This window comes from Candidatus Amarolinea dominans (assembly GCF_016704685.1).
Lineage (GTDB): Bacteria > Chloroflexota > Anaerolineae > SSC4 > Amarolineaceae > Amarolinea > Amarolinea dominans.
Genome location: NZ_JADIZS010000062.1, coordinates 1 through 11,462, shown reverse-complemented (window position 1 = coordinate 11,462; position 11,462 = coordinate 1). Strand labels below are relative to the sequence as shown.

The following is an 11,462-nucleotide window of genomic DNA, read 5'->3' as shown; positions in this document are numbered from 1 at the left end:
TTTCACCAGTTTGCCCCGGATGGCCTGGAAGACCTCGAAAGCCTCATCGCCCTGGGCAAACCTCGAGATGGACGATCCGGGCGCAGCGTAGGAGGTTCGTGATGCCGCATTGGTTCAACACCGCCGGGCCGTGCAAGCCCGATATCCACTACATGCTGCCCGCCGCGGCGCGCGTGCCCGGGCGCGGCCGCTGATCGAGCAGCAGGCCTGTTTCGACATCCACGCCCCGCGGCAAACCGGCAAGACGACGGCCATGACGATGCTGGCGCGTGAACTGACCGCTTCGGGCCGCTATGTCGCGGTGCTGCTCTCGGTCGAGGTCGGCGCGGCGTTCAACACCGATCCAGGCGCGGCCGAGCTGGCAATCCTGGCTGAGTGGCGCAATGCGGCCAGCGTGCGCCTGCCGGCCGATCTGCAGCCGCCGTCCTGGCCAATGGAAACGGAGGGGCAGCGCATTCGCGCCGCCTTGCAACAGTGGGCGCAGGCTGCCCCGCGGCCGCTGGTGCTCTTCATGGATGAAATTGATGCGCTGCAAGATGTCGCGCTGATCTCGGTGCTGCGCCAACTGCGCTCAGGCTTTGCGGACCGCCCGGCCGGCTTCCCCTGGTCCGTGGCCTTGATCGGCATGCGGGATGTGCGATTACAAGGTGGCCGCCGGCGGCAGCGAACGGCTCAACACCGCCAGCCCGTTCAACATCAAGACCCGCTCGCTGACGGTGGGCAATTTTACGGCGGAGGAAGTGGCGACGCTCTATGCGCAGCACACGAGCGACACGGGCCAGATTTTCACCGCAGAGGCGACTGCACTGGCCTTTACCTTGACCCAGGGCCAGCCCTGGCTGGTCAACGCCCTGGCCAAGGTCGCGGTCGAGGAGCTGGCGCCTGAACCGACCCACCCCATCACTGCCGATCACATCGAGCAGGCCAAAGAGATCCTGATCCAGCGCCAGGAGACCCACCTGGACAGCCTGGCCGAGCGGCTGCGCGAGCCGGCGGTGCGCCAGATCATCGAGCCGATGCTGGCCGGTCAGCCGTTGGGCGATGTGTCCAGCGATGACCGCCGTTTTGTCATTGACTTGGGACTGGTTACACGCGACCCTGAGCGGGGTCTAGTCATTGCCAATCCAATTTATCAGGAGATTATCCCGCGAGTGCTTGCTGGCGGCGCCGCCGATTCTCTTCCATTTCTCCGGCCAACCTGGCTGACGGGGGCGAACTTGATCCGCCGCGCCTGGTGATGATGGCTTTCTTGCATCGCGACGGCGAACGCCCGGGTCCGCGAGGCGTGATCGCGCAGTGTCCCGTAGGGACACGTGACCTTAGTCGCGCCATCGTGATCGCGCAGTGTCCCGTAGGGACACGTGACCTTAGTCATCGTGATCGCACGATCCGCGTCCGTCCCATAGGGACGGTTGAATTCACCCCCGCGGCATCGCGACGGCGAACGCCCGGGTCCGCGAGGCGTGATCGCGCAGTGTCCCGTAGGGACACGTGACCTTAGCCGCGCCATCGGCCAGATCGCGCAGTGTCCCGTAGGGACACGTGACCTTAGGTCGTGGCCTCATTCAATCGTCCCTACGGGACGACGGATGTGGCGGTGCGTCGTCGGCTAAAGTCAATACGTCCCTACGGGACGCAGCTATTCCAATGACAGTTCGCACCCAATCATGAGTTCGCACCCAATCATGAGTTCGCACCCAACCATGATCGGTGACTGCCCACCCCGGCCCCAATTCACCCACCCTGGGCAACGACGACATCCTTCAGGAACCAGCGCCGCATGGGCGAGATGGGGAAATGGGTGACGGCCGGCTTGACCAGCGCGCTCCAGCGATGGTAGGTGAGCGGCAGGACGGGCGCTTCGGTCGCGAGGATGGTCTCGGCCTGCCAGTAAAGGCGCAGGCGCTCGACCGCGTCGCGCTCGGTCCTGGCCCTGGGGCACCGGCTCAAACGGGTTGTCCACCAGGCGCAGGTCGGTCACCTTCAGGTCGGGGTCGGTGGACAGGGCGGCCTGCACAAGTCAAGCACCGGCAGGCGCCGAATTTTGTGGGGGCGCAGCAGCGCGACCGCTTCACTGTGCGTGGTGTTGACGGTGGCCGTAATCGGATTGGCCGTCATTCGTTCTTTGACCAGCATGAGTCTCCTCCAGATAGGTTCGGCGGGCGTTAGACATGGAGCCATCTGCGGTATAAGCGAAAATGGATCATTTACCAAGTTGTTGGCGCAAGAACTGATGATCGCTGCGGGGTGCTAAGAAGTGACAGGCATAGGCGTTCATGAGGGCGCTCACGCGCGCGCCGGAATACCTGGCGCAAACAAAGCGCGTGAAATGCGATAGAGTTTCTCGAAATAGACGACCGGGGTCTGCAAGGGCACGTAGGAGGTTGACGAGGGCGGCCGCCAACGATCACAGAAGGATGCCAACCTGCCGTCGGCCATTTCCAGGTAGAAGCGTACGCCCTCTTTGCGGTCGTCAGCTTTCATGTAATCGGGTTTGGTTTCACGGCGCTGCTCGCATGCACGACTCAGAATGTTCCATTCCTGCAGCAGGCGCTCAATGCCAGAGCGCAGGAGGAACGAGAGCTGGCCCGATTCGTTCGCTTTGTCCAGCGTGGTGGCATATTCAACGGCAAACTTCTAAAAACCCTGAATGAGTGCCGTGAGTCCCTCCTGCTCGATATTGGCAACCAAGCGATCGGCCATGCGCACCATGGCGTTGACCTGGCGGAGCTGAGTGCGTCGCATCATGGTGGTATTTAACTGCTTGGAGCTAGACTGAGCCGTTGGCTGCAGAGTGGGCAATTCGCGTGACATGCAGACCTCCTTGGGAACGATGAATGATGGTTTGCGGTGGAACGACCGGCTGCTTGAGTCTATTCGCCGCGCACCTTGCTGTAGAGTACCATATCGTGCCAGGCGCCGCTGCGCCACTGCGCCGAGCGCAGCACACCCTCGCGCCGGAATCCGGCCTTGTCCAGCGAGCGTTGTTCGGGCAGATTCGTGACATCGGTCGAGGCCTCAACCCTCGCAATGGGGTAGGTCCGCAACAGGTAATCGGCCAGGAGGCGCTGCGCTTCCGTGCCGTAGCCCTTGCCGCGATGGGTCGGAACGATATTCAGGCCGATGTTGTAAGCCAGGCTGCCGCCGTTGGGGCCGTAGTGCACCTGGTGAAAACTCATCGTCCCCACCGGCTCGCCGGCCGGCGTAACAATCATCAGGGTGCTGAGCTGATCGGTCAGGAAGCCATGTTCGGCAAACGCACGCTCCTGGTTGTCGAAGCGCTTGAGGCCAAACGCGTTGTACTCACTCTGAATCTCAACATCGTTCTGCCAGGCTTCCAAGAGAGACAGGTCGGCTTGTTTCACTGGCCGCAGGCAGATAAAATTTCCCTGGATCATCGAAAGCTCCAATCTGACCCGTTTCACTCGTTGACGGCTGCGTTTCGACGCCGAATGACAGTCATCAATTACTGGCTGGCAGGCTCCACGGCAAACAACGGCTCGTACTGGCCGGCCCATGTGGATTAGCGCCTCGCGCTCCGCGGCGCTTTGCGGCGTGAAATTCTGGCAGGCTTTCAACATCAGTGGCAGCACGGTCGTATCGCCAGCGGTACACAGCCCCGTGACCGGGAACGAGAGAGCAAAGTTCACCGCGCGTTGAATGTCTTCCATGCGGTCGAATGGCTCGTACCAGGTGGTGTGAGTCTGCGGTCGTCCGCCCCATGGCCCCTTCGTAATCGCCTTGATAATCATCACCCCAACGTCTCTGGCCTGGCATTGGCGCAGTAATTCATCGGTGTTCTCGCGGTACCGCGGATCGGCAACCTGGACAAAGTTCAGCGGAAACAGCACGGAGTCAAAATCAAAGCGACGCAGGGCTTCCAGAAAAATGGCCGGGCTGTCGGCGCCGTGGCCCGTGATGCCGATGTGCTTCGTCAACCCCGCTTGTTGGGCCGCGCGGATGGCATCAAGCGCGCCGCCTGTTCGTGTCGCCGCGTCCAGCTCGACCATGCTCGTGATGGCATGAATCTGATAGAGATCAACATGATCCAGGCGCAGGCGCTGCAAAGAACGCCGCAACTCGGCGGCCGCGCCGGCCTGGGGAACGTTCCATGGTCTTGCAGCCCACGAAGAAGCGGTTGCGCTCACGCGCCAGCCAGGGGCCAAGCCGTTCTTCGGCCAATCCGTACGACGGCGCGACATCAATGTGGTTGATGCCGTGGTCAATGACCAACTGCATGGTCGCATCGGCCTGCGCCTGGGTGACTTGCCAAAATGCAGCCGCGCCGAAAATAGCTACCGTGCTCAGGTGGCCTGTATGGCCGAAACGTCGTGCTTGCATTTGTTTCTCCCATCCATAAACGATTCATCATTGGCAGTATACCGTTACACCGTGAGAAAGTCAACCAGGTTCGGCCACCTGGCCACCTGTCGCCGCGGCCTGTTGACCCGCACCGCCGGGGGCTTTGACCATTCACCACGTTTCGAGTAGCATCCCGCTACGTATTTCTGATATGCCCACCCCGGCGCCGGTTCACCCACCCTGGGCAACGACGACATCCTTCAGGAACCAGCGCCGCATGGGCGAGATGGGGAAATGGGTGACGACCGGCGGAGCAGCGCGCTCCAGCGATGGTAGGTGAGCGGCAGGACGGGCGCTTCGGTCGCGAGGATGGTTTCGGCCTGCCGGTAGAGGCGCAGGCGCTCGACCGCGTCGCGCTCGGTCCTGGCCCTGGCAACGAGGTCATCGTACGCGGCATGGCGCCAGCCGGTCTGCAAGCTGATGGGCGCCAGGCGCAGGAAGTTGTCCGGGTCTGGAAAATCGGCGCGCCAGCCCACGAAAAGGATATGCGGACCTCCCACGCCCGCGAAGCGGATCACCTGCCCGGCTTCCACGCTCCGTACCTGGCTGCGCACGCCCAGGACCTCCTGCCACTGCTGCGCCAGGTATTCGCTCACCGGAGCCCAAACGCTTGAACTTTCACCGCCCCACAGTTCGATCAGCGGCAGACCCTGCCCGCCCGGATAGCCGGCCGCGGCCAGGAGCTGCTGCGCCTGCCCTGGCGCGTAGGGCAGAGCCGTGTCCGCGGCATGCCCCGGCAGGTTGGGCGGGATGAAGCCCCCCGTCGCCGGCGAATCATAGCCGAACAGGCGCGCCGCGGCCAGATGCGCACGGTCGGTCGCCAGGACGAACGCCCGGCGCACGCGCGCATCGTCGAAGGGCGGCCGCCGTGTGTCGAAGGCCAGGTAGTCCACGCGCAGGTCGGGCACGGAGCTGAACTCCCCCGCATGGCGCCGGTGCAAGTGTACCGCTTTCGTCCGCGGCAGGCGATGCAGAGCCAGCACGTCCAACTGACCGGCCTCGTACAACGGCGCCTGCTCCTCCCAATCGGTCAGCAGCGTCACCTCCACCCGCCCCACGTTGCCCGCCAACCGACCCGTCGCGGGCGCATGATAATCAGCGTTGCGTTCCAGGGTCAGAGCTTTGCCTTGCTGCCAGGCGGCCAGGCGAAATGGGCCGTTGCTCACCAGGTGCGCGGGCGCGCTCCAGGCGCGGCCATGCTGCGCCAGCGCGTGACGCGGCACGGCAAAGGCGACGCGGTGCGCCAGCACGTAGAGAAAGCTGTTGACCGGCTCGGCCAGGGTGACGCGCAGCGTGAAGGGGTCCAGGACCTGCACGCCGAGCTGATCCGATTGGATGGTCTCCCGGCCAGCAGGGCCGCCGCCGGCGATGTCGCCCAACAGGCGCGCAAAAGGCGCGCCGTAGCCGGATCCAGGCGCGGCGCCAGGCAAACGCAAAATCGCCCGCGGTGACCGGCGCGCCGTCGGACCAGGCGACATCACGCCGCAGGCGGAACGTGTAGACGCGGCCGGCTGCCTCGACCTGCCAGTCGGCCGCGATATCGGGCACGATGGTCATGTCCGGGCCTTCGGCCACCAGGCCGCAGAAGAGCTGGTCAATCAGCCAGGCGTCGCGGCCATCGTCGGCCGCGGGATCGAGCGTTTGCGGGATCAGCCGCGCCAGGTGCAGGGCGGCGTGCGGCGCGGCGACCGCCGACCAGGCCGGCTGCTGCGCCAGCAGGCCAAAGCCGGTCGCGTAGGCCGCGCTGGCCGCGCTGAAATCGAAGGCGGCGTGATGGGTCTGGCCGAGCCGGAGCATGGCCTGACCCGCGCCGGCCGCGTTGCCCGGCGCGGGCAGGAGAGCCGCGGCGCGGCGATAGCAGGCATCTGCTTCGAGCACGGCTGCGACGCCGCGCGCCTCATCGCCAGCCTGCAGCCACCAGGCCGCGGCCAGCGCGGCCTCGCCGGCCTCCTCGTAATGATGCGCCGCCTGCGCCGCACGGTTGACCGGCGCAGGCGCTGCCTCTTGCAGCGCCTGGCCGGCGCGGCGGTGCAGCAGCCGGCGTTGGGGCGCTCAACTGCGTGTAGGCCGCGCAGCTTGTCATGGCTGAAATCGTAACCGTCCGCGCCCTGCTGGCGCACGATGCCCCGGCGCCACAACTCGTCCAGCGTCGTCAGCAGGCCGGCTTCGTCCAGGCCGCTGACGCGACGCAAAGCGTCCAGGGTGAACTGGCGGCCCAGCACCGCCGCGACCTGGGCCAGGCTGCGGCCGGCCGCGGAGGGCTGCGCCAGGCGCTGTTCGAGCACCGCCTGCACCTTGAGCGGCTGGCGGATGTGCAGCGGGCAGAGCGGGCAGAGCGGCCCGGCGGGATCAGGATCGGGGTTGGGCTGCGCCGGGCGCGGTCATCGAACCGGCGCGCACGGTCTCGACCAGGAACAGGGGGTTGCCCTCGCTGTCGTGATGGAGGTGGCGAATCTCGCACGCGGTCAGCGGCCGGCCGGCCAGCCCGGCGGCCAGCTCGCCGCATTCATGCACGTTGAGCGGCGCCAGGGTCAGCTCGTGCCAGCGGCCAGACGCCTGCAAGCGGCGGCGCAGGTCGTGCAGGGGATGGTCGGCCTGAATCTCCTCGCGGCGCACCGTGCCCAGCACGAGCAGTGGCGCGCGTCCGGCCTGGCTGAGCAGGTAATGCAGCCAGGCCAGGGTCTGTTCATCGCCCAGGTGCAGGTCATCGGCCAGGAAGAGCAGCGGCCGCGGCGGGTTGAGCAGCGGCGCGGCCAGGGCTTCGAAGAAGCGCCGGCGCTGCCAGGCCTCGAGCAGCGGGCCGGGCGCGGTCAGGCCGGGCCGCGACGTCAGCACCTCCGGCAGCAGGCGGGCAATCTCGGCCAGGCGGCCGTCATCCAGGGCAGACAGGCGGGCTTGCAGGCACGGGCTGCGCAGCCAGGCAGCGACGGGTGCGAAGGGCAGCGGTTGAACGGACGGGTCGCAGCGGGCCACGGCCACATCACGGCCTCGCCGCCACAGCCAGGCGACCAGCTCTTCGGCCAGCCGCGTGGTTCCCACGCCGGCCTCGCCGCTGAGCAGGACCAGGCCGGGGCTGCCGGCCGCGGCCGCCTGCCAGCGTTCCAGCAACTGCGCCCATTCGGCCTGGCGCCCCACCAGGCGCGGTGTGCTGAGCGGGGACAGGGAAGGCAGGGGCGCAGTGTCCTGGTCAGGGTCGCCTGCGGCCTGCTCGAGCACGCGCTGGTAGAGCGCCTGGGTGCGGGGATGGGGATCAACGTTCAATTCCCGGCGCAGCAGCGCGGCGCAACGGTGATAGGCGTGCAGGGCTGCGGCGCGGTCGTTGTTCGCGAGGTGCAGGTGCATCAGGCGGCGGTGGTTGGCCTCCATCACCGGGTCGGCGGTCAGCAGGCGCTCGGCGCAGCGCAGCGCCGGGTCGAACTGGCGCCCGGCTTCTTGTTCAGCAGCCAGGCGCTGCAGGCTCTGCAGGAACATCTGGCGCAGCCGTTCGCGCGGCCGCATGATCCACTCATCGTAGCAGGTGGGCAGCAGATCGCCGCTGTAGAGGTCCACGGCGGCCTGCAGCGCCTTGCTGTCGTGGGCGACCCCCAGCGCGGCCTCGAAATCGGCCGCGTCCAGGTGAAACGGCCCTCGCCGCGCCATCTGGACATGGTGTTGGTCGAAGCGGAGAAAGCGATCGGCATCGGGTAAAGCCTCGCGCAGGCGATGGAGCAGGGTGCGCAGGTTCGAGCGGCGCCTGGGCATCGGTGGTGCTCGGGCCAGGAGAGGCAGGCCATCTGCTGGCGTGCTTTGGGGAACGCCGGGGCGCAGGACGAGGAAAGCGGTCAGCGCCTGCAGCCGCGGCTGATCGAACGCGGTCAGCGGCTGTGCCGTAGGTCAGGGAGAAGTATCCCAGGAGGTGGATGTGCAGTGCCCCGCGGGGTTCATGTGCAGAGCTTCCTTGATGTTGCCGCAGCGGGTGTAATCCCACGGTCGAAAGGACCACTCGTATTATAGCATAGATCAACAGCGGTTCCCGAAACCGCCATCGGTCGTGCGGCGCATGATCGAAATGCAGCCTGGTCTGGCGGAGTGCAAAGTGCAGAGTACAAAGTTGCGCGGCCAGACCATCGAGATCGGCTGTCCTTCCCACTTTGCACAGAGGCCGTTGGAGGCCGGCTGGCTCGACACCATCACATCCAGTTGCGCAAAAACAATGGCGCAGTTATACTGTGGGCGGTGTCAGGCTGTCCGCCATACCCATCGTGCATGCTGAGACCTGATGCAACTGCTCAGGCGGCCCCCCCCAATGCGGATGGCCCCCGATTGGGGGGCAGGGGGCACTCCGGGCGCTATCGAGACCATTCTCACTGCCTGGCTGAGCAGTTACGGCAGCACGCTGCCGCCAACCACCATATCACCGTGAGGCGCCTATGCCCGCTCCTGCCGAGATTGTCCAGCTCGTCGAGCTCTTCCAGCGCAACTACGACCAGTACTGCGCACCTTCCTTCAGCGAGACCGCGGTCCGCCACCAGTTCATTGACCCCTTCTTCGCCGCACTGGGCTGGGATGTCAACAACACCCAGGGCTTCGCGGAGCAGTACAAGGAGGTGGTGCATGAGGACAAGGTGCTCGTCGGTGACGCCACCAAGGCGCCCGACTACTCTTTCCGCATCGGCAAGGAACGCAAGTTCTTCGTCGAAGCCAAGAAACCCTCGGTAAACATCAAGCACGACATCGAGCCAGCCTATCAGCTGCGCCGCTACGCGTGGAGCGCCAAGCTGCCGCTCTCCATCCTGACCGATTTCGAGGAGTTTTCGGTCTACGACTGTCGCATGCGACCCGACAAAAGCGACAAAGCCGCGACGGGCCGCATTCTGCTGCTGAATTTCACGGACTACGTCGCGCGCTGGGATGAGATCGCGGGCATCTTCAGCAAGGCTGCGGTGTGGCAGGGCGCGCTCGACAGGTTCGCCGTGGCGAAGGCCGGCAAGCGCGGCACCGCCGAGGTGGACGACGAGTTCCTGGCCGAGATCGAGCGCTGGCGCGAGCTGCTGGCGCGCAACCTGGTGCTGCGCAACCCTCATCTGCGCGGCCACGACGTCAACTGGGCCGTGCAGCAGACCATAGACCGCATCGTCTTCCTGCGCATCTGCGAGGCGCGCAACCTGGAGACGTACGAGCAACTGCGCGCGCTGCTCAACGGCGGCCACACCTACGCGCGCTTGTGGGAGCTCTTCCGTCGCGCGGACCTGCGCTACAACTCCGGGCTGTTCCATTTCAGCGAGGAGCGGGGTCGCGCCGAAGCGCCCGACACCCTCACCCCGGGTCTGGAGATTGATGACAGGGTGCTCAAAGATATCATCGAGCACCTCTACTACCCGCAAAGTCCCTACGAGTTTTCGGTGCTGCCAGCCGACATTCTGGGCCAGGTCTACGAGCGCTTCCTGGGCAAGGTGATCCGCCTCACCCCCGGCCGGCAGGCGAAGGTGGAGGAGAAGCCGGAGGTGCGCAAGGCGGGCGGCGTCTATTACACGCCCACCTATATTGTGGAGTACATTGTGCGCCAGACGGTTGGCCCCCTGCTGGAGGGAAGACCCTGCCCATGGGCGGTCGCCAGGGTCGCCCCCACGCGTCGCGGATATTGCCTGTGGATCGGGATCGTTCCTGCTGGGCGCGCCAATACCTGTTGGACTGGCACCTCGCCTATTACCTCGAAGAGCCTGAGCGTTGGCTGAAGGGCAAGCGCCCTGCGCTGGAGCGAGTGAGCGGCGGCGCAACCCGGCTGACCATCGAGGAGCGCAAACGCATCCTGATGGACCACCTCTACGGTGTTGATATTGACCCGCAGGCCGTGGAGGTGACCAAGCTCTCGCTGCTGCTGAAAGTGCTGGAGGGCGAAGGGGTGGCCGGCCAGTTGTCGCTGGGCGTGGAGCGCGTGCTGCCCGACCTGGGCCGCAACATCAAGTGCGGCAACTCGCTGATCGGGCCGGAGTTTTACGACGGCAAGCTCGACCTGCCGGACGATGAGACCGTGGGGCGGGTGAACGCGTTCGACTGGAAGAAGGAGTTCCCGGAGGTGATGACCGCCGGCGGGTTCGACGCCATCATCGGGAATCCGCCGTATATCCGCATCCAGGCGTTGCAGGAGTGGGCGCCGCTGGAGGTGGTGTACTACAAACGGGCGTACCGCGCGGCCAGCAAAGGCAACTACGACATCTACGTCGTGTTCGTGGAGAAAGGGCTGGGGCTGCTGAACGAGCGCGGCAGCCTGGGTTTCATCCTGCCACACAAGTTCTTCAACGCGCAGTACGGCGAACCGCTGCGCAAACTGTTGTCCGAGGGACAACATCTGAGCAAAGTCGTCCATTTCGGCGATCAGCAGGTATTCGAGGGTGCGACGACCTATACCTGCCTGCTGTTCCTGGAACGAGGCGGCCGCAAGGAGTTCCAGTTCGTGCGCGCCCATGACCTGCCCGCGTGGCGCGCGGGCGCAACGCAGGTCGAGGGGACGATCCCGGCCGTCAGCGCGGGCGTGAGCGAGTGGAATTTCGTGGTGGGACGCGGAAGTGATCTGTTCGAGCGGTTGCGGGGAATGCCGGTGAAGTTGGCAGATGTGGCGGCGCGCATGGCGCAGGGTATTCGCACAAGCGCGAATGAAGTTTATGTTCTGGATCTGATTGCGCGGCGCGATGCCCTCCTGGAGGTCAGATCGGAATACCTGAACAAGCCTGTTCAGTTGGATTCCGCGTCTGTGCTTCAGTTCCTTCAAGGCCGGGAGATCAAGGCCTATCGGATTGCACCGTCTGGCAAAGTGGTGATTTTCCCTTATCAGCTGATCGGCAACCGCGCAGAATTGCTGTCGGAGAGCCTCCTCCGTTCCCAATCTCCCGACACTTTCTCTTACCTTCAGACTGTCAAAAAGTACTTGCAAGCGCGGGAGCGCGGCAAGTTCGCGGGTGCTGATTGGTATGCCTATGGCCGGCGTCAGAACATAGAGCTGATGTCAATGCCCAAAATACTCGTGCCAGATATTGCCGACCGTGCCGCCTTTGCGCTGGACGCCGCTGGTCAGTATGCTTTCACGAGTGGCTATGGCATCACTCTCAAAGCTGACACAGGTG

11 protein-coding genes and 2 pseudogenes are annotated in these 11,462 nt (G+C 65.1%); 3 read left to right on the top strand and 10 right to left on the bottom strand.

The features are described 5' to 3' along the window. Nucleotides 1-101: 101 nt before the first annotated feature. Nucleotides 102-1,222: pseudogene (locus IPF85_RS23900) on the top strand (ATP-binding protein); the annotation flags it as partial. Nucleotides 1,223-1,734: 512 nt separating this feature from the next. Here IPF85_RS23900 and IPF85_RS23895 read toward each other — a convergent pair. The 10 genes and pseudogenes from IPF85_RS23895 to IPF85_RS23850 form a co-directional block, all read right to left on the bottom strand. Further along, the gene (locus IPF85_RS23895) at nt 1,735-1,950 is read right to left on the bottom strand and encodes a hypothetical protein (protein WP_343410554.1); all 216 of its coding nucleotides are present in this window, start codon (nt 1,948-1,950) and stop codon (nt 1,735-1,737) included. Between the two features lie 33 nt (nt 1,951-1,983). Further along, nucleotides 1,984-2,136 (bottom strand): CBS domain-containing protein, encoded by a 153-nt coding sequence (locus IPF85_RS23890; RefSeq protein ID WP_343410553.1) that lies wholly within the window; start codon nt 2,134-2,136, stop codon nt 1,984-1,986. A gap of 150 nt (nt 2,137-2,286) precedes the next feature. After that, nucleotides 2,287-2,484 carry a hypothetical protein gene (locus IPF85_RS23885; protein ID WP_343410552.1) on the bottom strand — a complete coding sequence of 66 codons (198 nt, stop codon included), beginning with the start codon at nt 2,482-2,484 and terminating at the stop codon, nt 2,287-2,289. 153 nt (nt 2,485-2,637) lie between these two features. Beyond that, the gene (locus IPF85_RS23880) at nt 2,638-2,814 is read right to left on the bottom strand and encodes a hypothetical protein (protein ID WP_343410551.1); all 177 of its coding nucleotides are present in this window, start codon (nt 2,812-2,814) and stop codon (nt 2,638-2,640) included. A gap of 59 nt (nt 2,815-2,873) precedes the next feature. Then, nucleotides 2,874-4,079, bottom strand: coding sequence for a GNAT family N-acetyltransferase (locus tag IPF85_RS23875; protein ID WP_343410550.1), 1,206 nt, complete (start codon nt 4,077-4,079; stop codon nt 2,874-2,876). Then, entirely contained in the window at nt 4,039-4,341 is a 303-nt protein-coding gene (locus IPF85_RS23870; protein WP_343410549.1) for an aldo/keto reductase, read from the bottom strand. The genes IPF85_RS23875 and IPF85_RS23870 overlap by 41 nt, the downstream gene beginning before the upstream one ends. A 221-nt stretch (nt 4,342-4,562) precedes the next feature. After that, entirely contained in the window at nt 4,563-5,792 is a 1,230-nt protein-coding gene (locus tag IPF85_RS23865) for a peptide ABC transporter substrate-binding protein (RefSeq protein ID WP_343410548.1), read from the bottom strand. A 40-nt stretch (nt 5,793-5,832) separates the two neighbouring features. Further along, a pseudogene (locus tag IPF85_RS23860) lies at nt 5,833-5,919 on the bottom strand (hypothetical protein); the annotation flags it as partial. 92 nt (nt 5,920-6,011) lie between these two features. Beyond that, nucleotides 6,012-6,647 (bottom strand): hypothetical protein, encoded by a 636-nt coding sequence (locus IPF85_RS23855; RefSeq protein WP_343410547.1) that lies wholly within the window; start codon nt 6,645-6,647, stop codon nt 6,012-6,014. 64 nt (nt 6,648-6,711) lie between these two features. Next, nucleotides 6,712-8,103: an AAA family ATPase gene (locus IPF85_RS23850; RefSeq protein WP_343410546.1), complete on the bottom strand. Its 1,392-nt coding sequence runs from the start codon at nt 8,101-8,103 to the stop codon at nt 6,712-6,714. Between the two features lie 668 nt (nt 8,104-8,771). Between IPF85_RS23850 and IPF85_RS23845 the strand changes: the two genes are divergently transcribed. Beyond that, entirely contained in the window at nt 8,772-10,076 is a 1,305-nt protein-coding gene (locus IPF85_RS23845) for a hypothetical protein (RefSeq protein WP_343410545.1), read from the top strand. Beyond that, nucleotides 9,989-11,462 (top strand): Eco57I restriction-modification methylase domain-containing protein (locus IPF85_RS23840; protein WP_343410544.1); only part of this gene is annotated, 1,474 nt, incomplete at its 3' end. The genes IPF85_RS23845 and IPF85_RS23840, both read left to right, overlap by 88 nt.

What these genes read in the sequence shown, in the direction of transcription:
- IPF85_RS23890 (WP_343410553.1), bottom strand. Translation starts at nt 2,136, where the DNA reads ATGCTGGTCAAAGAACGAATGACGGCCAATCCGATTACGGCCACCGTC.
- IPF85_RS23885 (WP_343410552.1), bottom strand. Translation starts at nt 2,484, where the DNA reads ATGAAAGCTGACGACCGCAAAGAGGGCGTACGCTTCTACCTGGAAATG.
- IPF85_RS23880 (WP_343410551.1), bottom strand. Translation starts at nt 2,814, where the DNA reads ATGTCACGCGAATTGCCCACTCTGCAGCCAACGGCTCAGTCTAGCTCC.
- IPF85_RS23870 (WP_343410549.1), bottom strand. Translation starts at nt 4,341, where the DNA reads ATGCAAGCACGACGTTTCGGCCATACAGGCCACCTGAGCACGGTAGCT.
- IPF85_RS23850 (WP_343410546.1), bottom strand. Translation starts at nt 8,103, where the DNA reads ATGCCCAGGCGCCGCTCGAACCTGCGCACCCTGCTCCATCGCCTGCGC.
- IPF85_RS23845 (WP_343410545.1), top strand. Translation starts at nt 8,772, where the DNA reads ATGCCCGCTCCTGCCGAGATTGTCCAGCTCGTCGAGCTCTTCCAGCGC.